The 20,698-nt window shown below is 32.9% G+C and carries 23 protein-coding genes and 1 riboswitch; of the genes, 21 read left to right on the top strand and 2 right to left on the bottom strand.

Features of this window, described 5'->3' with window-relative positions:
- Window positions 1-30: 30 nt before the first annotated feature.
- Window positions 31-303 (bottom strand): LapA family protein, encoded by a 273-nt coding sequence (locus BG261_RS02465; protein ID WP_070791591.1) that lies wholly within the window; start codon window positions 301-303, stop codon window positions 31-33.
- 52 nt (window positions 304-355) lie between these two features.
- Window positions 356-1,270: a hypothetical protein gene (locus BG261_RS02460; protein ID WP_070791590.1), complete on the bottom strand. Its 915-nt coding sequence runs from the start codon at window positions 1,268-1,270 to the stop codon at window positions 356-358.
- A 121-nt stretch (window positions 1,271-1,391) separates the two neighbouring features.
- On the opposite strand from BG261_RS02460, the gene BG261_RS02455 reads away from it, so the two are divergent.
- From BG261_RS02455 to BG261_RS02355, 21 genes are all read left to right on the top strand, one after another.
- Window positions 1,392-1,721: a putative DNA-binding protein gene (locus BG261_RS02455; RefSeq protein ID WP_070787725.1), complete on the top strand. Its 330-nt coding sequence runs from the start codon at window positions 1,392-1,394 to the stop codon at window positions 1,719-1,721.
- A 31-nt stretch (window positions 1,722-1,752) separates the two neighbouring features.
- On the top strand, window positions 1,753-3,312 hold the full coding sequence (gene ffh, locus BG261_RS02450; protein ID WP_070791589.1) for a signal recognition particle protein: 1,560 nt from the start codon (window positions 1,753-1,755) through the stop codon (window positions 3,310-3,312).
- A 338-nt stretch (window positions 3,313-3,650) separates the two neighbouring features.
- Complete coding sequence (locus BG261_RS02445; RefSeq protein WP_070791588.1) at window positions 3,651-5,156, top strand: cobyric acid synthase; 1,506 nt, start codon at window positions 3,651-3,653, stop codon at window positions 5,154-5,156.
- A 22-nt stretch (window positions 5,157-5,178) separates the two neighbouring features.
- Window positions 5,179-6,258 carry a threonine-phosphate decarboxylase CobD gene (gene cobD / locus BG261_RS02440; protein WP_070791587.1) on the top strand — a complete coding sequence of 360 codons (1,080 nt, stop codon included), beginning with the start codon at window positions 5,179-5,181 and terminating at the stop codon, window positions 6,256-6,258.
- 16 nt (window positions 6,259-6,274) lie between these two features.
- Entirely contained in the window at window positions 6,275-7,246 is a 972-nt protein-coding gene (cbiB, locus tag BG261_RS02435; protein WP_070791586.1) for an adenosylcobinamide-phosphate synthase CbiB, read from the top strand.
- Window positions 7,247-7,401: 155 nt separating this feature from the next.
- Window positions 7,402-7,836 (top strand): EutP/PduV family microcompartment system protein, encoded by a 435-nt coding sequence (locus BG261_RS02430; protein ID WP_070791585.1) that lies wholly within the window; start codon window positions 7,402-7,404, stop codon window positions 7,834-7,836.
- A gap of 14 nt (window positions 7,837-7,850) precedes the next feature.
- Window positions 7,851-8,405: a cob(I)yrinic acid a,c-diamide adenosyltransferase gene (locus BG261_RS02425; protein WP_070791584.1), complete on the top strand. Its 555-nt coding sequence runs from the start codon at window positions 7,851-7,853 to the stop codon at window positions 8,403-8,405.
- 59 nt (window positions 8,406-8,464) lie between these two features.
- Window positions 8,465-8,610, top strand: a riboswitch (adenosylcobalamin (AdoCbl) riboswitch).
- A gap of 248 nt (window positions 8,611-8,858) precedes the next feature.
- On the top strand, window positions 8,859-9,986 hold the full coding sequence (locus BG261_RS02420; RefSeq protein WP_070791583.1) for a 1-propanol dehydrogenase PduQ: 1,128 nt from the start codon (window positions 8,859-8,861) through the stop codon (window positions 9,984-9,986).
- A gap of 40 nt (window positions 9,987-10,026) precedes the next feature.
- The gene (locus BG261_RS02415) at window positions 10,027-10,353 is read left to right on the top strand and encodes a BMC domain-containing protein (protein ID WP_206598614.1); all 327 of its coding nucleotides are present in this window, start codon (window positions 10,027-10,029) and stop codon (window positions 10,351-10,353) included.
- A gap of 17 nt (window positions 10,354-10,370) precedes the next feature.
- Entirely contained in the window at window positions 10,371-10,940 is a 570-nt protein-coding gene (locus BG261_RS02410) for an ANTAR domain-containing response regulator (protein WP_070791581.1), read from the top strand.
- Window positions 10,933-12,330, top strand: a complete 1,398-nt coding sequence (locus tag BG261_RS02405) for a GAF domain-containing sensor histidine kinase (RefSeq protein WP_070791580.1) — start codon at window positions 10,933-10,935, stop codon at window positions 12,328-12,330. The genes BG261_RS02410 and BG261_RS02405 overlap by 8 nt, the downstream gene beginning before the upstream one ends.
- 103 nt (window positions 12,331-12,433) lie before the next feature.
- Entirely contained in the window at window positions 12,434-13,861 is a 1,428-nt protein-coding gene (eutA, locus tag BG261_RS02400) for an ethanolamine ammonia-lyase reactivating factor EutA (protein WP_070791579.1), read from the top strand.
- 30 nt (window positions 13,862-13,891) lie between these two features.
- Window positions 13,892-15,259 carry an ethanolamine ammonia-lyase subunit EutB gene (locus BG261_RS02395; RefSeq protein ID WP_070791578.1) on the top strand — a complete coding sequence of 456 codons (1,368 nt, stop codon included), beginning with the start codon at window positions 13,892-13,894 and terminating at the stop codon, window positions 15,257-15,259.
- A gap of 44 nt (window positions 15,260-15,303) precedes the next feature.
- Window positions 15,304-16,197, top strand: a complete 894-nt coding sequence (gene eutC / locus BG261_RS02390; RefSeq protein ID WP_075201836.1) for an ethanolamine ammonia-lyase subunit EutC — start codon at window positions 15,304-15,306, stop codon at window positions 16,195-16,197.
- Between the two features lie 9 nt (window positions 16,198-16,206).
- Complete coding sequence (gene eutL, locus BG261_RS02385; RefSeq protein ID WP_070791577.1) at window positions 16,207-16,860, top strand: ethanolamine utilization microcompartment protein EutL; 654 nt, start codon at window positions 16,207-16,209, stop codon at window positions 16,858-16,860.
- Between the two features lie 15 nt (window positions 16,861-16,875).
- The gene (locus tag BG261_RS02380) at window positions 16,876-17,277 is read left to right on the top strand and encodes a BMC domain-containing protein (RefSeq protein ID WP_070791576.1); all 402 of its coding nucleotides are present in this window, start codon (window positions 16,876-16,878) and stop codon (window positions 17,275-17,277) included.
- 16 nt (window positions 17,278-17,293) lie between these two features.
- Window positions 17,294-18,772 carry an acetaldehyde dehydrogenase (acetylating) gene (locus BG261_RS02375; protein ID WP_070791575.1) on the top strand — a complete coding sequence of 493 codons (1,479 nt, stop codon included), beginning with the start codon at window positions 17,294-17,296 and terminating at the stop codon, window positions 18,770-18,772.
- 120 nt (window positions 18,773-18,892) lie between these two features.
- Window positions 18,893-19,171, top strand: a complete 279-nt coding sequence (locus tag BG261_RS02370; RefSeq protein WP_070791574.1) for a BMC domain-containing protein — start codon at window positions 18,893-18,895, stop codon at window positions 19,169-19,171.
- 114 nt (window positions 19,172-19,285) lie between these two features.
- Complete coding sequence (eutD, locus tag BG261_RS02365) at window positions 19,286-19,915, top strand: ethanolamine utilization phosphate acetyltransferase EutD (protein WP_070791573.1); 630 nt, start codon at window positions 19,286-19,288, stop codon at window positions 19,913-19,915.
- 27 nt (window positions 19,916-19,942) lie between these two features.
- Entirely contained in the window at window positions 19,943-20,344 is a 402-nt protein-coding gene (locus tag BG261_RS02360) for a hypothetical protein (RefSeq protein WP_143603352.1), read from the top strand.
- Window positions 20,345-20,428: 84 nt separating this feature from the next.
- Entirely contained in the window at window positions 20,429-20,698 is a 270-nt protein-coding gene (locus BG261_RS02355) for a EutN/CcmL family microcompartment protein (protein ID WP_070791571.1), read from the top strand.

Below are 20,698 nucleotides of genomic sequence, written 5' to 3'. Positions count from 1 at the left end.
CTGCCTAATTAATAGGACAGGTATTTCATTTTATTTAGTTAACTCTTTTATATCTGCAATTGTAGAGTTAATATCACTTTCTACACGTTGAGCACGTTTACTTATATTTCCTTTTTTAAGAATTAGCCCAAGTATAGCACCAATTAGGAAAAGAACTGCAATTAATACTGCAAGTGGGATATCTGCATGCCAAACGAAAAATGAAAGTTCAATTGGTCTTAAATTTAAACAAATTACCACAATAACTAATACAACGATAACAACGGCAACAATTCTTGCAATAATATCTAATATTTTTTTCATATGTATAACCTCCAATTATGATTTTATAGATTTTTTTAAAATAAATCAAAAATTAGTTATTTTTTAAACTTGTGACTTCTTGCATAGTAACTAATATATTATCCGTTAAATCGGGGATTGGTTGTAAGTGTACAATGTAGTCAGATTTTTTATGATCAAAATGAAATTCTTTTGCATCTAATTCAGGGTCAACAAGTTTACTAACTAAGAAGGTTAAGAAATCGGCATCCTGTGAAAACATATCAAGACTTTCTCCTGCAGAAAAATCTCCTTTAAAAGCTTCGTTATAACGTTTTATTGAGCCTTTTCCATTATAAATAAAAATTGGAAAATCAAAGAATTCTATAAATTCATAAAGATTCTCTTTCTTCGGACGAGTTGATATTGCTTGATGTTGTATTTTTTCACCAAGTTTGTTAAGTTCCTTAGTTATAGGATCAGTTTCATCTGTAATTAGGTAGCTTTGTTCAAGAGGATTTCTAGATATGGCCTTAATTTTAGCTACAAGATTTTCCATATATTCTTTTGATTTTGTATATCTTAGATAGAATTGAAGCAACCAAACTAAGTAAATTATTAGTGCAAATATCACAAACAAAGTAATAATAAATGAATCATCAGTCTTCTTGTCGGTAATTCTAAGATATCCGATAATTTGGTTGTCAACATAACGTGGAATTGCTACAGAAATTGTATCTTTTTTAATTACACGTGATGTAGCAGCACCATCTTTTAAGATCGCAATATCTTTATCACTCGTTTGATCTTTTGTGAATGTTTCAACCTTGATATCATCAAAACGAATTGGTTTTCCATTAGTTAAATCCTTATCCACCTTATAGGCTTCATTTACTAGATTATCAGTATCACTAGCAATATAGTAGTTATTACTTATGATAACTACAGCTAAGACAGCTAAAAAATAACATATAGTATAGACGATAACGTTCTTGAACTTAATTTTCATAATTTTGCCCTTAAATTTTAATGTAATACTCTCTTATTATAATCAATTTTTTGGTATAATGGAAAGAGTAAGTTGAAAAAATTTATTTTTTTGACTATTAAATAAAAAAAAGGAGCAGATTTTGGAGATAGAAAAAACCAATCGTATGAATTCGCTCTTTGAATTTTACGCGGCTCTTTTAACTGAAAAACAGATGAACTACATTGAACTCTATTATGCTGATAATTATTCATTAGCGGAAATCGCCGAAGAGTATGGAATCAGTAGACAAGCTGTCTATGATAACATAAAGAGAACCGAAAAAGTGTTAGAAGGATATGAGCAGAAGCTACACCTTTACTCGAATTATATCGTTAGAGGTCAGATGATCGAAAATCTTTTGGAGAAATACTCAGAAGATGATTACCTAAAGACAAAGTTACAAGAGCTTCAACTCATTGACGAAGAATAAAAAAGTAATTTAAGAAGAATAGGAAATTAAAATGGCATTTGAAAATTTAACAGAACGCATGCAGGGAGTGTTTAAAAACCTCCGCGGAAAAAGAAAACTAACAGAAGAAGACATTGCACAAGTTACTAAGGAAATTCGCTTGGCCCTATTAGAGGCCGACGTTGCACTTCCTGTTGTTAAATCTTTTGTAAGAAAAGTAAGAGAACGTGCTACTGGATTTGAAGTTAGCGAAGCTCTTGATCCAGCACAACAAGTTCTGAAAATTGTTGATGATGAACTGACAGAAATTCTTGGTGGTGGTGAATCTCAACTTCAAAAATCACCAAAAATTCCAACGGTTATTATGATGGTTGGTTTGCAAGGGGCTGGTAAAACAACTTTCGCAGGTAAATTAGCTAATCGTCTTAAAACAGAAGAAAACGCACGCCCATTAATGATTGCGGCTGACGTTTATCGTCCAGCAGCCATTGAACAATTGAAAGTTATTGGTAATCAAGTTGGTGTTCCTGTATTTGATAAAGGGACAGATGTAAGTCCAGTTGAAATTGTTAAAGAAGGGCTTGAGCTTGCTAAACAAAATAAAAATGATTATGTTTTAATCGATACAGCCGGTCGTCTTGAAATTGATGACAAATTGATGAATGAGTTGGAGCAAATTAAAGAAGTTGCAAATCCAACAGAAATTCTTTTAGTAGTCGATGCAATGACAGGTCAAGTTGCAGCACAAGTAGCTAAGACTTTCAATGAACGTCTCGATATCACAGGGGTTATCGTTACAAAACTTGATGGTGATACTCGTGGTGGGGCAGCACTTTCAATTCGTGAAATTACAGGTAAGCCAATTAAATTTGCCGGTGTTGGTGAAAAAATAACTGACCTAGAAGTATTTTATCCAGAACGTATGAGTAGCCGTATCCTTGGTATGGGGGATATGCTTACTCTGATTGAGAAAGCTCAAAAAGACTTTGATGAAGAAAGAAGTATTGAGCTTGCTCAAAAGATGAAAGAAAATACTTTCGACTTTAATGATTTCATTGAACAGTTAGACCAAGTTACAAACATGGGACCTCTTGATGAAATTTTGAAAATGATTCCAGGAATGTCATCAATGCCAGGAATTTCTGATGTTAAAGTAGATCCAAAAGAAATCGCAAGAAAACGTGCAATGGTTCTTTCTATGACCCCAGAAGAACGTGAGAATCCAGATATTCTTTCACCAAGTCGTCGTCGTAGAATTGCAGCTGGTAGTGGTAATACTTTTATTGAAGTGAATAAACTTATCAAACAGTTTAATCAATCTAAAAAAATGATGCAAGGTATCATGAATGGTGACATGAATTCTCTTTTAGGACAAATGGGAGGCGGTAAGATGCCTAATATGCCAAAAGGTATGAATATGCCTAATGGAATGCCAGATATGTCTCAACTTGGAGACCTAGGTGATTTAGGTGACCTAGCTGGAGGAGAAATGCCAGATCTTTCAGCAATGTTTGGTGGAGGACTTAAAGGACGCATGGGTAAAATGGCAATGAACTCAGCCATGAAACGCGCCCAAAAGAAAATGCAAAAAGGTCGTAAGAAGAAAAAATAATATTGTTAATTTAAAAATTTAAAAGCTATTAAACCATTAGAATTTATGGTTTAATAGCTTTTTATAATTATTTTTTACATTTACCAAAAAATGTAAAAATTTTTATTTCTAGACTTTTGAAGCAATATTTAGTTATAACCATTAATTTCATTGACAATAAATTTTTAGATATTATAATTATATAAAACAATGATGTTTTGATAAATATTTGTAGTTGTCAATGTGGACACAATTTTGTAATTTGTCACAGAAAAGTAGGACGACTCACAGATCATAATATGATAGTCAGCTACCTTTTCGTGAGAATTGGTAGTTTTTTTAGAGAGGAAGAAAAAATAATGGGAAAGAGTATCATGATTCAAGGAACGGTATCTGATGCAGGGAAAAGTATAGTTGTAGCAGCATTATGTAGAATTTTTTGGCAAGATGGGTTAAGATCCTTCCCGTTTAAATCTCAGAACATGTCTTTAAATTCCTACATTACTTCAGATGGCCATGAGATGGGAAGAGCTCAAGTTTTTCAGGCAGAATCAGCAGGAGTAGAACCAGATGTTAGAATGAATCCCATACTATTAAAGCCTACTTCTGATACAAAATCTCAAGTTATTTATAAAGGGAAAGTATTAAAAGATATGGATGCTGTGGATTATTTTGCTTTCAAGCCAGTATTAATTGAGGAAATTAGTAATATTTATAAAGAAATTTCTTTAGAGAACGATGTTGTTGTAATTGAAGGGGCTGGCAGTCCCGCGGAAATCAATTTGAATAAAGATGATTTTGTGAATATGGGCATGGCAAAAATCGCTGATTCTCCGGTAATACTAGTTGCTGATATTGACAAGGGAGGTGTATTTGCTTCAATATATGGGACAATAAAAATTCTCGAAAAAGAGGATAGCGAAAGAATCAAAGGAATTATTATTAATAAATTTAGAGGTGATATTTCTTTACTTGAGTCTGGTTTAAAAATGATAGAAGATTTAACAGGTGTACCGGTTATTGGCGTAATTCCATATGGGAAATTTGATATTGAAGATGAAGATAGTATGGCTCTTTATAATATTAATCGTCAGTTCAACTATCAAAAAGATCTGGATATTGCAGTAATTGCATTAAATAAAATGTCTAATTTTACTGATTTTAAGAGCCTTGAAATGGAAGAGGATGTATCAGTAAGGTATGTTTTGCCGGGAGATAATATTGGTAATCCGGACATTGTTATCTTACCAGGGAGTAAAGATGCGATGGCAGACATGCAATATTTAAAAAATAGCGGCTTTGACAAAGAAATTATTTCATTAAGAGAAAAAGGAGCTACAATATTTGGAATATGCGGAGGATATCAAATACTAGGTAGTAGTCTAAGTAACCCGTTGAAAACAGAAGGGAATTGTGAATTTCTTCGTGGCTTAGGATTATTGAATGTTGACACAGTTTTTACAGATACCAAAACTACAACACAATCCGAAGGGAAAATTATTGAAAATAAAAATTATAAAGTTAAGGGCTATGAAATTCATATGGGAAAAACTGTTAATAATAAAGAAAGTGCATTTTCAGTTATTGACTTTGAAAATAATCATAAGACAAATCGATTAGATGGAGCTATGAGTTCAGATTTAAAGGTTCAAGGAACATATCTACATGGAATTTTTGATAATAGAGAATGGAGAAGAGACTTTTTAAATCAAGTTCGTGTTTATAAAGGATTACTACCAATAACACATCTTTCAATGGACTATAATGACTTTAAAAATCAAGAATATGATAAATTAGCGAATTTAGTTAGAGATAACATTGATATGAAAAAAGTTTACAAAATTTTAGAAGGGCAATCGATTTAAAAAACTCAGAAGAGGAATTATTATGGTTAAAGTACATGGTGGAAATATTTTAGAAATGGCAGAAAAATATAAAATTGAACCCAAAAATATTATAGATTTTTCAGCAAATATAAACCCTTTAGGACTCTCTGGAGAAATAAAAAAAGTTATTATTGAAAATATTGATAACATTATTCATTATCCTGATATCAATTACAAATCGCTTAAGAATTTAATTGCGATTCATCATTCATGTAAATCAGATCAGATTTTTCTTGGTAATGGAGCATCTGAGATTATCTATATGTTGCCAGCCTCCCTTAAAAGTAAAAAAGTATTAATTTTGAGTCCTACTTTTTCTGAGTATGAAGAAGCAATAAAATTAGTAGATGGAGAAGTAGTCTATTTTTCTATGGAAAGAGAAAATTTTATAATTGATGAAACAAAAATTATTGATCTATTAAATATTGAAAAGGTAGATACAATTTGGTTATGTAATCCTAACAATCCAACAGGTGATGTAATTAAGTTCAGCCAACTTGAAGTAATATTAAATTATTGTCAATTAAAAAATATTAATTTTATAATTGATGAAGCATTTATGGATTTTGTAGATGATCAACAGAACTCATTAATTAACAAAGTAGACGAAAACCCTAACCTTTTTATCATCAGATCTCTGACAAAAATTTTTGCTATTCCAGGTCTTAGACTTGGGTATTTGTTGACAAGTAACTACGATATTTTAAAAAAAATGGAAGAAGCATCTGTCCCGTGGAGAATAAATACTTTTGTTGATAAAATTGGTCAAGCAATGTTGAAAAATAATTTATTTATCAAGGAAAGCATCTCTTATGTTAATAAAGAGCGTAATTATTTGGTGGAAAATTTAGAAAAAGTTCAGGATATTATTTTATATCCTTCGGTTACAAATTTTTTATTCTTTTGTTGGAAAAACGATTTGGATTTGAAAGATAAGATGATGAAAAATGGTATTTTAATAAGATCATGTGAGAACTTCAAAAATCTTTCCAAAACGTATTATAGAATTGCAGTGAGGACACATGAAGAAAATATTTATTTTATTAATACTTTAAATAAAATTATGAGTGAGAATCTTTAAAAATAGAAAGTGAAATATGAAAAGTATATTTTATATTGGGATTGCCTTATTACTTGATTTTTTTATTGCAGATCCATATTCCTGGCCTCATCCAGTGAAAATCATGGGAAATTATATATATTGGTTTCAGAATAAATTTGTTAGACAAGATTATTGTTCAAAAAAAATGAGATTTTTAGGATTGATACTTTGGTTGACAACGGTTGCTCTGTCAGGATTGGTAACATATGTATTACTACTTATAGCTTACAAAATAAATATTTATATAGGAGCCCTGGTCTATGTCTACCTTAGTTATACAACTCTTTCAATTAAAGGATTAGCAAATGAGGGTAAGAAAGTATATGATAGCTTAATTAATAAAACATTATCAGAATCTAGAAGGCAAGTTGGTATGATAGTTGGTAGAGATACTAGCCAACTGACAAGAAAAGAAATAATTAATGCAACGATTGAAACAATTGCGGAAAACACTAGTGATGGTGGCATTGCTCCTCTAATGTATCTTTTTATTGGAGGACCAATACTTGCCATGGTTTATAAAGCTATAAATACATTAGACTCAATGGTCGGATATACCACACCAAAATATATAGATCTTGGATTCATCTCTGCGAAAGTCGATGATTTTGCTAATTATATTCCCGCACGACTTACTTTAATTTTTATGATCTGTGCAAGTTATATCATGGAGCTAGATTATAAGAATTGTGTAAGAATTGGTTTTAGGGACTGTCGTAAACATAAGAGCCCTAATAGTGGCTATCCAGAAGCTGCAGTTGCTGGAGTATTAGGTATTCAGCTTGGTGGTAGTCACGTGTATCATGGGGTAGAAATCTATAAACCATACATTGGAGATGATATAAGAAATGTGGAATCAAGTGATATTTTGAAGACAAATAAAATTTTATATCTATCAGTTATCATTTCATTTTTCATTTTTGGATTATTAAAGACAATGATTATAATGATAAATTGTTTCATATAGTCTATAAATATAATTGAATTTGACAACTATTAGCTTATATGTTACGATTTATGCAAATAGACAGCGAAGTCAAATCGATTAGACAATGAAGTCAGTCATCCTATAAGTAAATGGGATACTGGCTTTTTTGTTTAGTATTAATGAAGGGGTGCTTTTTGAAAAAAATAATGTTAATGGGTGCAATTGGTTGTGGGAAGACAACCTTAACTCAGTATCTTCATGGACAAGAACTTAAATATAATAAGACACAGGCAATACAATTTCACTCAGATGTAATTGATACTCCGGGAGAATTTATTCAACACAGAAATTTATATAGTGCACTGTTGATTACAGCTGCAGATGCAGAGTTACTCGTCTTAATAGCTAGTGCTGTGGAAAAAATACAAACTTTTTCACCACAATTTGCCTCAGCTTTTAATAAACCATGTATTGGAGTAATAAGTAAAATTGATTTGGCAACAAGTGATGAAATTGAAAAAATTGAAAGACAGCTAAGAATTGCAGGTGCTAGAGAAATCTTCAGAGTATCGTCAACAACAGGTGAGGGTATGGAGCAGTTAATTGAATATTTATCAGATGATGATTAGGAAAGGAAGAATATATGAAAATCTATACTAAAAGTGGTGATAAAGGAACAACTAGTATTATTGGTGGGGAACGTGTTCGAAAGGACTCACCTCGCGTATCAGCTTATGGATCTGTTGATGAGTTTAATTCTTATATAGGTGTCATTCTAAGTGATATGCCCTATTATCGTGACGTAAGAGCAGAACTTGAGGAGATTCAACAAATTCTTTTTGACTGTGGAACAGATCTTGCGACTCCGAATGCTAGTCGAGGTTATAGGATGTCAGAGACGTACACAAGATGGTTGGAGAAGAGAATTGATTATTATTCAGAAAACACTCCGGAAATAACTGAGTTTATATTACCTGGTGGTTCTCCTTTAGCAGCAAAACTTCATTATGCGCGTGCTATGGTTAGGAGAGTTGAAAGGGAAGTTGTTTCACTTCAAAATTTATCTGAAATAAATGACGAAGTTGTAAAATTTTTAAATCGATTATCTGATTATTTCTACGCTCTGGCTAGATATGTTAATAATAGAGACGGAAAAAAAGATATTTCATATCGAAGAAATATAAAAGTTTTCCATTGATTACAAAAAACTATTGACAAATATTATACTATAAATTATACTGTTGTCAGATAGAATATCATAACTAAAAAACATTATTTATAAATGGAAGTTTGGTGAAAATCCAACGCGGTCCCGCCACTGTGAAAAGCGAAAGCTTAAAGTCAGGTCTTTTTATTAATAATGCTGTGTGCTACTGTTTCGTGGTCAAAGCAGTAGGACTCATCCGCAACATGATGTCCATTGCTAGCACTGTTTTAGTGTTAAGTATATTTTATCGGCAATGGGCATACTGTACAATGGTGTAACTAAGGCACAAAGTCGTGCCAATATGCCTGTCTTTTTAATATGTTGCTAATATAACTGAATATTGAAGTACAATGTTGTACTTTTTAAAAGCAAAGAGGCTAAGAATGAGTGTTTTTTTACACGCTTATTTTTAGCCTCTTATTTTTGTAAGAAAAGGAGAAAGAGATGGAAATTAACTATCCAACAAAGCTTTGGATAGGTAGCGATTCTTTACAACGTTTAGCTGAATTAAAAAATGAACGAATTTTTGTAGTAACTGATCAAGCAATGAAAAACTTACCAAGTTTTGAAAAAGTAGTTAGCATGATTGATTCAACAAATGATTATGAAATTTTTTCAGAGGTAACTCCAGATCCTCCAATAAGTGTACTAATTGCAGGAATTGATGCAATGAAAACATTAAAGCCAAGTATGATTCTTGCTATAGGAGGCGGCTCAGTTATTGATGCTGCAAAAGGGATGAATTATTTTGGAGCTCAAACTGGAGTAACTGAAAATGTTACTTTCATAGCAGTTCCAACAACTAGTGGTACAGGGTCAGAGGTAACAAATTTTTCTGTAATAACAGATGAAACAAAAGGACAAAAATATCCTTTGGTTACAGATGAAATTCAGCCTGATGAAGCCATTTTGGCTACTGATATTTTATTATCAATACCTCCTCACATAACTGCTGATACTGGAATGGATGTGTTGACTCATGTGATTGAATCATATGTTTCAACTAAGTACAATGATTTTTCAGATGCATTGTGTGAAAAAGTTGTTAAATTAGTATTCACCTATTTACCTATCTGTTTTGAAAATGGAAATAACTATCAGGCTCGTGAGAAGATGCATAATGCATCAACGATGGCTGGTATGGCTTTTAATACAACATCTTTAGGACTTAATCACGGACTTGCTCATTCTTTAGGTGGTCGTTTCCATATAGCCCATGGAAGATTAAATGCAATTTTATTACCAAAGGTAATTCTATATAATGCAGGAATGTTATCAGGGCAAGAAATTAATGAAGATATTGCATACAGATACAGTAAACTTGCTTCTGCAATCACTAAAGAGAGCTATAATCCAAGGATGGGAACTAAGAAACTTGTACGATTGATTGAGCAATTGAATAGGAAACTTAAAATCCCTTCAAGATTAACGGACACAGGTTTACCAAAAGAAGAATACTTAAATTCTGAAAATGAAGTCGCTATAGCTGCTTTGAAAGATGGATGTACTGCTACTAATCCAGTAGTACCGACAACTAATGATATAAAACAAATTCTCAAGGAAGTAATTTAGTATGAATGATTTATTAAATAGTTCTGGTGAAAAGCAACGTATGATTCAGGAATATGTTCCTGGTAAACAAATTACTTTAGCTCACATCATTGCTAATCCAACAGTAGAACTGTATGAAAAACTAGGTCTTATGGATGTTAAAAATGATGCTATTGGAATTATGACAATCACTCCAAGTGAGGCAGCAATTATTGCAGTAGATATTGCAACAAAATCGGGAGATGTTACAATAGGTTTTATAGATAGATTTAGTGGTTCTGTAGTTATTACAGGAGATATATCTTCTGTAGAAAGTGCTTTGAGAGAAGTCGTAAGAGGCCTAAATCAAATCCTAGGATTTCCTAGAATAGATATAACTAAAACTTAGCAAAAGGATGTAACAATATGAATGGAAGAATTGTCATTGTAGACGACGAGCCACTAACAAGAATGGATATTAGAGGTTTGCTTGAAGATGAAAACTATGAAGTTGTAGGTGAAGCATCTGATGGTATTTCGGCAATCGAGATTTGTAGAAAGCAATTACCAGACTTGGTAATAATGGACATAAAGATGCCAATATTGGATGGTTTAAAAGCTAGCAAAAAAATAATGACTGATAAACTTGCAAAAGCTGTTGTAATTATGTCTGCACATAGTGATCGTCATTATATTGAGCAAGCCAAAAAATATGGAGTCGGAGGTTTCGTTGTTAAACCTGTTGATGAAAAATCATTCATTCCAACAATAGAAGTCTCAATGGCAAATGGTCAAGTTAATCAAGAATTGAAGTCAGAAGTTAACAAATTAGCAAAAAAACTTTCAGACCGTAAAATAATTGAAAAAGCTAAGGGAATAATCATGGAAGAAAATTCTTTAAGTGAAGAAGAAGCTTACCAGCGATTAAGGTCAATAAGTATGGATAAGCGTTGTTCAATGATTGATATTGCTGAGATGATTGTTGCCAATGACTAATAGATTACGTTCATTGTGTGCAAAACATACTAATTTATCAAATGATGATATAACTGAAATTGAAAAGCAAATTAATCAGATATCAGATAAAAATCTTTATCCTGAATCCGATGTTTTTATAGATATAATTGATTGCTATTCTGGTGAGGCTATTGTTGTTTTTCAAAGAATGCCCATACGTGAAAAATCATTATATTCAAAAGACATAGTAGGTGATATTGCGAAAAGAAAAAATGAGCCTGCTGTATATAGAACAATGGAAACTTCCTTAAATTCTTTGGATCTAATGGGTAAGTCCCAAGAGGGTCAAAGCATGAGACAAAGGGTTTATCCGATTCGAAATAATAAAAAAAATATTGCAGTCTTGATTGTTGAGAATAAGTTAGATGATTCTAACAATGCCGATACAAAAATTGATGAAAACATTTATGAAATTAGTGCAGATGATGACTTCATCATAAATAAGATTGATTCTGCTGTGCTCTCATTTAATGACAAAGGAAAGTTATATCGTGTTAATCATTCTGGTGAAAAGTTATACGCAAGATTCGGTTACCAAGATAATCTAATTAATCTTCATTATGACAATTTATCTCTTGATTTTTCGACATTTGAACAGATAATGTACTTTAAAACTGTTGCAGAGAATACAAGTAGTATGGAACGGAAAGTCTTTTTTAATAATTCATATTTTGATGTGAAATATATCTTTGCTGAAAACCACATTGGATTTACGATGATTATTAAGGATATAACAGAAATCAAGATGAAGGAAGAAGAGATAGTTCATAAGACCGTGGCAATAAGGGAAATTCATCATCGAGTTAAAAATAACTTACAAACAATTATCTCTCTATTGAGAATTCAATCAAGAAGAACAGAAATCGAAGATGCTAAGCAGATTTTGGATGAAAGCGTCAATAGAGTACAAGCTATTGCTAGAACTCATGAACTTTTGTCACGACAGCTTGAAGACAATATAAAACTTGAAGAAGTTCTAATATCTGTTATGAGCAATTTGCAAAGAGGTTCGGATGAAAACAGGAAGATCACTGTTGAAAGAGATATAAATTCTGATATTTATTTGAGCAGTGATAAAACTGTTGATGTTGCACTTGTTATCAATGAATTAGTTCAAAATTCATATAAACATGCATTTGAAGGAAAAGAAGTCGGAACAATAAAAGTTTCAGCTGACTATGATCAAGGACAGAGATTTATTAAGATTTCTGTTGAAGATGATGGAGTTGGCTATGATGTTAATGATGAAGAAGCAATAAATTTGGGTCTTCAGATAATAAAGAGTTATGCAGAGGATAAATTGAGAGGAATACTCAAAATTCAGTCTGATTCAAATGGCACAAAAACTACAATTAAATTTAAACCCTAAACCATGACAATGATGTACATGGAGAAAGATAGCAAAGACGCTAGAAGATAGGAGAAAACAAGTCAGTTTTCTAATCTTTTAGTGTCTTTTTTGGAGGAAAGTAATGAATGAATCCATGCTTAGTGTAGGTATCGACCTAGGTACGTCTACTACACAAATGGTAATATCTGAACTTACTATAAAGAATATGGCATCAGCATTCACGATTCCACGTGTTGAAATAACTGATAAAAAAATTCTATATTCAAGTGATATTATTTTTACTCCCTTGGTTAGTCCTGATATTATCGATGTTGAAAAAATAAAAGATTTTTTAGATCTTCAGTATAAGAAGTCAGGATTTAAGAGAGATGATATTCAAATTGGGGCAGTAATAATTACTGGAGAGACAGCAAGAAAAGATAATGCAAGTGTTGTACTACAGGCGATGAGTGGTTATGCAGGTGATTTTGTTGTAGCTACTGCTGGCCCTGACTTAGAGAGTATTATTGCTGGAAAGGGGGCAGGTGCTCAACAATATTCAAAAAATTATCATACTTCTGTGGCAAATTTGGATATTGGTGGTGGAACAACAAACATATCCTTATTTAAGGATGATGATTTAATTGATACAGCTTGTTTTGATATTGGTGGAAGATTAATTAGGATTGATAAGAAGACTGAAAAAATTGTATACATATCTCCTAAATTAGAAAAAATCATCGAGAAAGAAAAATATCCTGTTCATGTTGGAATGAAGGCGAATCCAGAAAATCTTAAACCAGTTATTTCAGTATTAGTTCGTGCTTTAGAAGAGTCTGTAGGTATTGGACAGATGTGCGAAAATACAGAAATACTAATAACGAATAAATCTTTGAAGCAAAATCAAGAAATTGAATGCTTATCATTTTCAGGTGGTGTTGCTGATTGTATATTCAATGATTATAGTGAAGATATTTTTAAATATGGTGACATTGGAGTCCTTCTTGGAAGAGGCATAACTTCTTCTAAGTTAATGACTGAAAAGAAAATAATAGATTCTTCTGAAACCATTAGAGCAACTGTTGTAGGAGCTGGTTCACATACTACAAAAGTGAGTGGAAGTACAATTGCATACACAGAAAAAATACTTCCAATTAAAAATATTCCTGTAGCTAAATTAGCAGATAGTGAACTTAATGATCTTGAGAATTTACCAAAAGCTATTGAAGAAAAAATCAATTGGTTTGCTGTAGATGGAGAAATTCAAGCTATAGCTTTAGGATTTGAAGGATATAAAAATCCAACTTTTCGTCAAATTGATTCGCTGGCTCAAGAAATCGTTAACGGTTCGCAAAATCTAATTAAGAAAAGCTTACCATTAGTAATTATTGTTAATGCAGATAATGGGAAATCTTTAGGTCATGCAATTCAAGCAAAGCTTCCTAAATCGTATCCATTTGTTTGTATTGATACTATAAAAGTTGAAAATGGTGATTATGTAGATATTGGAATGCCTGTTGCACAAGGGGAAGTTTTACCCGTTGTTGTTAAAACATTGGTTTTTGAATAAAAATATCAATATATTTATAAAGGAGAAAAGATGATTTTAAAAACAAAATTGTTTGGTAAAGTATACCAATTCAGTTCTGTAATGGACGTCATGGCTAAGGCTAATGAAGTCAAATCAGGAGATCAGCTAGCTGGTGTTGCAGCTGAATCTGCTGAACAAAGGGTTGCTGCTAAAGTAGTATTAGCTCAACTTACATTGGAAGATTTATTTAATAATCCAGCTGTACCTTATGAAATTGATGAGGTAACTAGGATAATTATTGATGATGTCAATCTAAGAATTTTTAATGAAATCAAACATTGGACTGTTGAAGAATTGAGAGAGTGGTTACTGGATTCTAGAACAACTGATTATGATATTAAACATGTAGGTCGTGGTCTTACATCTGAGATGGTGGCAGCAGTCGCAAAACTTATGTCAAATTTAGATCTAGTATATGCTGCTCAGAAAATAACAGTAATGAAAACTGCAAATACCACACTAGGCGAAAAGGGAAGATTTTCAGCACGTCTACAACCAAACCACACTACTGATAATATAGATGGGATAATGGCAAGTCTCATGGAAGGATTATCTTATGGTATTGGAGATGCTGTAATTGGTCTTAATCCAGTTGATGATTCAACTGAGAGTGTAAAATCAATTCTTCATAAGTTTGAAGAGTTTAGAAGTGAGTGGGAAATTCCTACTCAAACATGTGTGCTTGCTCATGTAAAAACACAAATGGAAGCAATGAGACAAGGTGCTCCTACTGGTTTAGTTTTTCAATCAATTGCAGGTTCCGAAAAAGGGAATACAGCATTTGGATTTAATGCAAATGATATTGCTGAAGCAAAAGCAATGGCTTTACAACAAGGACAGGTTGCTGGTCCAAATGTTATGTATTTTGAAACTGGACAAGGATCTGAATTATCATCTGATGCGCATCATGGTGTTGACCAAGTTACAATGGAGGCAAGATGTTATGGTTTTGCTAAAAGGTTTGATCCATTTATGGTAAATACTGTTGTTGGATTTATTGGTCCAGAATTCTTGTATGATTCTCAGCAAGTAATTAGAGCAGGACTTGAAGACCATTTTATGGGTAAACTAAGTGGTATTTCAATGGGTGTAGACGTGTGTTATACAAACCATATGAAAGCCGATCAAAATGACGCAGAAAACTTATTGATGTTACTTGGTACTGCGGGGGTTAACTTTGTAATGGGTATCCCAAATGGTGATGATGTAATGCTTAATTATCAGACTACTGGTTACCATGAGACAGCAACAATGCGCGAAATGTTGAATCGCCGTCCAACAAGAGAATTTGAACAATGGATGGAAAAAATGGGATTCATGGCTGATGGTAAGTTAACTGATTTAGCTGGTGATGCATCAGTATTCTTGAAAAGATAAAATGAAAGGAGAAAAAAGTGGTTGAAGAAAATGCATTACGTTCAATGATAGTATCAATTTTAGAAGATATGACGAAAAATGATCAGAAAATTGATATAAACGTAATAGAAGAAAAGATTAATAATAAACCTGAGATAAAAGAAGTTAAGTCAGATGTATCCGATGAAATTTTAGATGATATAACTGAAGTTGATATAAAGAAACAATTTTTGGTACCAAATCCTGTTGATAGGGAAGGTTACTTAAAAATGAAAGAGAAAACTCCAGCAAGATTAGGACTCTGGAGATCGGGACCTCGCTATAAAACACAACCCATGTTGAGATTTAGAGCTGACCATGCTGCAGCTCAAGATGCTGTATTCTCGTATGTCCCAGATGAAGTTATTGAAGAAATGAAATTGATACCAATTGAAACAAAGTGTGGTGACAAAGATACTTATGTTACTAGACCAGATTTAGGTAGACAATTTGATGAAGAAAATACATCAATAATAAAAAATAAAGTTACACCTAACCAGAAAGTTCAAATTATCGTTGGTGATGGTCTAAGTTCAGCAGCTATTGGAGCAAATATAAAAGATATATTACCTTCAATAAAGCAAGGTTTAAAAACTCATGGACTCGATTTTAATGATAATGAAGTACTATTTATAAAACACGCAAGAGTTCCGGCAATGGATAAAATTGGTGAAATTACTAACGCAGATGTAATCTGTTATCTCATTGGTGAGCGACCAGGGTTGGTAACAGCAGAATCAATGAGTGCATACTTAGCATATAAACCAACAGTTGGAATGCCTGAGGCACGTAGAACAGTAATTTCAAATATCCATAAAGGTGGGACACCTGCCGTAGAAGCAGGTGCATATATTGCAGATTTGATTAAAAAAATGCTTGATTACAAGAAATCTGGTATTGATTTGAAAGAAGTTGAATAGGAGGAAGTAATGATAGGAGAAAGACTGGGTGCAAGTGTTTTAAGTGTTAAAGTAATTTCAAATATTTCACCTTCAATGGCAAAATCGTTGAATTTACAAGAACACCATCATAGCCTTGGACTTATTACATCAAATTGTGATGATGTTACCTATGTTGCTCTTGATGAAGCAACTAAGGCTGCATCGGTAGATGTGGTTTATGCAAGAAGCTTTTATGGTGGCGCTGATAATGCAACAACAAAATTGGCAGGTGAGGTAATTGGAATTCTTGCAGGTCCAAGTCCTGCAGAAGTTAAGAGTGGACTTGCAGTAGCAGTTCAAGAGATTGAAGAAGGTGCTAGCTTTATTAGTGCTAATGATGATAATAGTATTCCATACTTTGCTCACTGCGTATCAAGAACAGGTACTCATTTATCAAAAGAAGCAGGAGTTGAAGAGGGACAAGCGTTAGCTTATCTAATTGCTCCCCCTTTAGAAGCTATGTATGGTCTCGATGCAGCACTGAAATCTGCTGATGTAGAAATCGCAGCATTTTATGGTCCACCATCTGAAACAAATTTTGGAGGAGGATTATTAACTGGTAGCCAATCAGCCTGTCATGCAGCTTGTGAAGCCTTCAGTCAAGCAGTTGAACAAGTGGCTCAAAATCCACTAGATTATTAGGATGGAGATTAAGTAATGCAGTCATTAGGTTTAATTGAAGTAAGGGGAATGTTAGCAGGAATCGCCGCAGCCGATGCAGCTTTGAAAGCTGCAAATGTTCAACTTCTTAGATCAGAAAAAATAAGCGGTGGTTTAACAACTATTGAGTTAATTGGTGATGTTGCAGCTGTCACAGCTGCTGTTGAGGCAGGTAAATTTGTTGCTGAAAATCTAGGACAGTTAAGATCAAGTCATGTAATTGCAAGACTTGATCCAGAAACTGAGAAGATTTTGTTGGACAAACCTGAAGCAAAGGATATTGAAGTTAAAAAAACAATTACAGAAAAAGTAGTTAAAGAAGACAATAATTCAATTTCAAAACCCTCAGTAAACGAAAAAAATAGTACGGTAAACAATAAACCAGTATCTGAAAAATAAATGAAGGGAGGGATGAATGATTTCACTAGATAAAGACTTGGTTTCTATCCAAGAAGTAAGAAATCTAATTGGTCAAGCAAAAGAAGCTCAAGAGAAACTTGCATTAATGAGTCAAGAACAAATCGACAAAATTTGTATAGCAATTGTGAATGCTGCTGAAAGAGAAAGTGAAAAACTTGCAAAGATGGCTCAAGAAGAGACAGGTTTTGGTATCTGGCAAGATAAGGTTATTAAAAATAATTTTGCTTCGTCGACAGTTTGGAATTATGCAAAAGATATGAAAACTGTCGGAGTAATTAACGAAGACAAGCTTAATCAAGTTACAGAAGTTGCAGTTCCTATGGGTGTAATAGCTGGTTTAATACCATCAACAAACCCAACATCAACTGTAATTTACAAAGCATTAATTTCAATTAAAGCTGGTAACTCAATAGTATTCTCTCCGCATCCAAATGCATTAAAAAGTATTTTAGAAACTGTAAGGATAATTTCCGAAGCAGCTGAAAGTGCAGGATGTCCAAGGGGAGCAATATTATCAATGACTACACCTACACTGCAAGGTACTGATCAGTTGATGAAACATCCAGATACAGCATTAATTTTAGCAACTGGTGGATCTGCAATGGTTAAAGCAGCATATTCTTCAGGAACTCCAGCTATTGGAGTTGGACCAGGGAATGGACCTGCTTTTATTGAAAAATCTGCAGATATTTCAAATGCAGTTAGACAAATAATGGAATCTAAAACATTTGATAATGGCACAATATGTGCTTCAGAACAATCAATTGTTGTTGAAGATTCAGCGCGTGATAAAGTTGTTAGAGAACTTGAGTCTCAAGGGGCTTACTTCTTACCAGAAGAAGATGCTAAAAAACTTGAAAAATTTATAATGAGACCAAATGGGTCTATGAACCCACAAATTGTTGGAAAATCGGTTTCAACAATAGCGAAACTTGCTAATATTAAAGTTCCTTCGAATGCGCGAGTTTTGATTGCTAATGAGACTAGAGTTGGTAAAAACATTCCATATTCAAGAGAAAAATTAGCACCAATTTTAGCATTTTATAGTAGAGCTAGTTGGCAAGAAGCAAGAGACCTATGTACGGATATTCTTAATAACGAGGGTGCTGGTCATACAATGACTATTCATTCAAAAGACGAGGATATTATTAGAGATTTTTCTCTTAAAATTCCTGTTTCAAGGTTGTTAGTTAATACTCCAGGAACTCTAGGAGGGATTGGAGCAACAACTAATATTGCACCTGCTCTTACATTGGGTTGCGGTGCAGTTGGAGGGAGCTCTACTTCAGATAATATTAGCCCATTAAATTTGATGAATATCAGGCGAGTGACATATGGAGTTAGAGAATTATCTGATTTACGTAATACTCAAAAATCATCAATTGATGATGGTAATAGTTTTGATTTTCAGACTATTTTGACTAATGAGATGGTTGATTCACTTGTGAGTCGAATATTAGAACGTTTGCAATAGAAATTTGTAATATATAATCATTAAGACAAGGAGGGGACATATAAGTTCTTAGATATAAAAGTAATAAAAAATTAAAAAGTCGCTTAATAACAATATAAAAGATAAATAGGAGAAAATAAAATGAACACAAATGCATTAGGAATGATTGAAACAAAAGGTTTAGTTGGAGCAATTGAAGCAGCAGATGCAATGGTAAAAGCAGCAAACGTTGAATTAATTGGTAAAGAACAAGTCGGTGGTGGTCTAGTTACTGTAATGGTACGTGGTGATGTTGGTGCAGTAAAAGCTGCAGTTGATGCAGGTGCAGCAGCAGCAGAACGTGTTGGTGACTTACTATCTGTTCATGTAATTCCACGTCCTCATGCTGAAGTTGATGCAATCTTACCAAAAGCTAAATAATTAAGTTTTTGTGAAAAAGCTGGGACCTATTATTTTGTCAAGTCTCAGCTTTTCTCACATTTGTCTTATTATAAATTGTAAGATTTTAGAAAGTTAAAGAGGGAATTAGAACAAATGGATGATAAACTAATCGATTTGTTGGTTGATAAAATTTCGGAAAAATTGAACGAATCCCAAAGTTTTCTAGTTGAAGCAAGTGGTCGACATGTTCATTTATCACGAAAGGATATTGATGCTTTATTTGGAGAAGGTTACCAGCTGAAGCTTGATAGATATCTATCTCAACCAGGTCAATTTGTAAGTAGAGAAAGATTAACACTTGTTGGACCAAAAGGTGTTTTACAAAATGTTGTAATTCTCGGACCCGAGCGAGCAGATAGCCAGGTGGAAGTATCAGCGACAGATGCTCTTACATTAGGACAAAAAGTTCCAATACGTGAAAGTGGTAATATTGAGAATACACCTGGAATTACTTTAGTGAATGGAAACAGAAGCGTTACAATAGATAAAGGCTTGATTGTTGCTCAAAGACATGTTCATGTGGCAGAAAAAGATGCAGCGAAATTGAATGTCAATCACGGTGATATCGTTAAGGTAAAAATTGCAGGTGAAAATCGGTCGTTGATCTTTGATGATGTAGTTATTAGAGTAAGTGAAAAGTTTGCAACAGTTATGCATATAGACTATGACGAAGCAAATGCGTGTGGATTTACTAAAGGAATCAAAGGAACCATTGTAAAGTAGGTGCTAAAATTGATTACAGAGGAAAATATGGAAAAAGTAATTTCCTATATTACAGATAAGGTAATAGAACGCCTAGATGAATTGAAGAACCCACTAATTGTAAGGATAGGACAATCAAATTTAGACTTATCTGATGAAAGCTTATTAAAGTTTCTTACAAAAAAGTATTATAAACTTGATGGAAGATTATATATTGTTGATAGTTTTTCTTTGGAAAATTTAGCTAGAATTACAAATTTACAAGCTGAAAGTGATAAAGAGAAAAAAATACAAAATATTTTGTCCCGTGGTGGAAAAGTATACATTATTAAAGAAGGTAGGGATTACTCATCCGTACTTAATGATTCTAAATATGGTTTCCGCAAACAAATTTTGGATTTAGAAGAGAAGTTGTATAGATACGGAGCTGAATTTATATCAATTTCATAGTGTATTTGTATCTGTAGGTATAAGAGATAATTTAGTAAGAAAATAAGAAATATCAAATATAAAGTTAAAGGAAGGACAATTGTTATGCAAATTGGTCTAGTAAAAGGAAGTCTGTGGGCAACACGTAAAGCTGAACATTTAAGTGGATTAAAATTTTTAATTGTTGAGATTAAGGATCCCATTACAAAAATTACTAGTAGTGTAGTTGCGGCTGATATAATTGGAGCAGGTTTGGATGATAATGTTCTTATCACAACAGGTAGTGCAGCAAGAGTTGCGCTCGAAAATCCAGAGATTCCAATAGATGCAACAATAATAGGTATCATTGATTCTGTGGAACTTAATAAAAGTTAA

This window comes from Floricoccus tropicus (assembly GCF_001832905.1).
Lineage (GTDB): Bacteria > Bacillota > Bacilli > Lactobacillales > Streptococcaceae > Floricoccus > Floricoccus tropicus.
Note: the sequence above shows the minus strand (reverse complement) of the source record. Positions and strands in the feature narration are given on the sequence as shown.

Excerpts from the sequence above, each read along its gene's own strand:
- BG261_RS02465 (WP_070791591.1), bottom strand. The coding sequence starts at position 303 with ATGAAAAAAATATTAGATATTATTGCAAGAATTGTTGCCGTTGTTATC.
- BG261_RS02460 (WP_070791590.1), bottom strand. The coding sequence starts at position 1,270 with ATGAAAATTAAGTTCAAGAACGTTATCGTCTATACTATATGTTATTTT.
- ffh (WP_070791589.1), top strand. The coding sequence starts at position 1,753 with ATGGCATTTGAAAATTTAACAGAACGCATGCAGGGAGTGTTTAAAAAC.
- BG261_RS02445 (WP_070791588.1), top strand. The coding sequence starts at position 3,651 with ATGGGAAAGAGTATCATGATTCAAGGAACGGTATCTGATGCAGGGAAA.
- cobD (WP_070791587.1), top strand. The coding sequence starts at position 5,179 with ATGGTTAAAGTACATGGTGGAAATATTTTAGAAATGGCAGAAAAATAT.
- cbiB (WP_070791586.1), top strand. The coding sequence starts at position 6,275 with ATGAAAAGTATATTTTATATTGGGATTGCCTTATTACTTGATTTTTTT.
- BG261_RS02425 (WP_070791584.1), top strand. The coding sequence starts at position 7,851 with ATGAAAATCTATACTAAAAGTGGTGATAAAGGAACAACTAGTATTATT.
- BG261_RS02420 (WP_070791583.1), top strand. The coding sequence starts at position 8,859 with ATGGAAATTAACTATCCAACAAAGCTTTGGATAGGTAGCGATTCTTTA.
- BG261_RS02415 (WP_206598614.1), top strand. The coding sequence starts at position 10,027 with ATGATTCAGGAATATGTTCCTGGTAAACAAATTACTTTAGCTCACATC.
- BG261_RS02410 (WP_070791581.1), top strand. The coding sequence starts at position 10,371 with ATGAATGGAAGAATTGTCATTGTAGACGACGAGCCACTAACAAGAATG.
- BG261_RS02405 (WP_070791580.1), top strand. The coding sequence starts at position 10,933 with ATGACTAATAGATTACGTTCATTGTGTGCAAAACATACTAATTTATCA.
- eutA (WP_070791579.1), top strand. The coding sequence starts at position 12,434 with ATGAATGAATCCATGCTTAGTGTAGGTATCGACCTAGGTACGTCTACT.
- BG261_RS02395 (WP_070791578.1), top strand. The coding sequence starts at position 13,892 with ATGATTTTAAAAACAAAATTGTTTGGTAAAGTATACCAATTCAGTTCT.
- eutC (WP_075201836.1), top strand. The coding sequence starts at position 15,304 with ATGATAGTATCAATTTTAGAAGATATGACGAAAAATGATCAGAAAATT.
- eutL (WP_070791577.1), top strand. The coding sequence starts at position 16,207 with ATGATAGGAGAAAGACTGGGTGCAAGTGTTTTAAGTGTTAAAGTAATT.
- BG261_RS02380 (WP_070791576.1), top strand. The coding sequence starts at position 16,876 with ATGCAGTCATTAGGTTTAATTGAAGTAAGGGGAATGTTAGCAGGAATC.
- BG261_RS02375 (WP_070791575.1), top strand. The coding sequence starts at position 17,294 with ATGATTTCACTAGATAAAGACTTGGTTTCTATCCAAGAAGTAAGAAAT.
- BG261_RS02370 (WP_070791574.1), top strand. The coding sequence starts at position 18,893 with ATGAACACAAATGCATTAGGAATGATTGAAACAAAAGGTTTAGTTGGA.
- eutD (WP_070791573.1), top strand. The coding sequence starts at position 19,286 with ATGGATGATAAACTAATCGATTTGTTGGTTGATAAAATTTCGGAAAAA.
- BG261_RS02360 (WP_143603352.1), top strand. The coding sequence starts at position 19,943 with ATGGAAAAAGTAATTTCCTATATTACAGATAAGGTAATAGAACGCCTA.
- BG261_RS02355 (WP_070791571.1), top strand. The coding sequence starts at position 20,429 with ATGCAAATTGGTCTAGTAAAAGGAAGTCTGTGGGCAACACGTAAAGCT.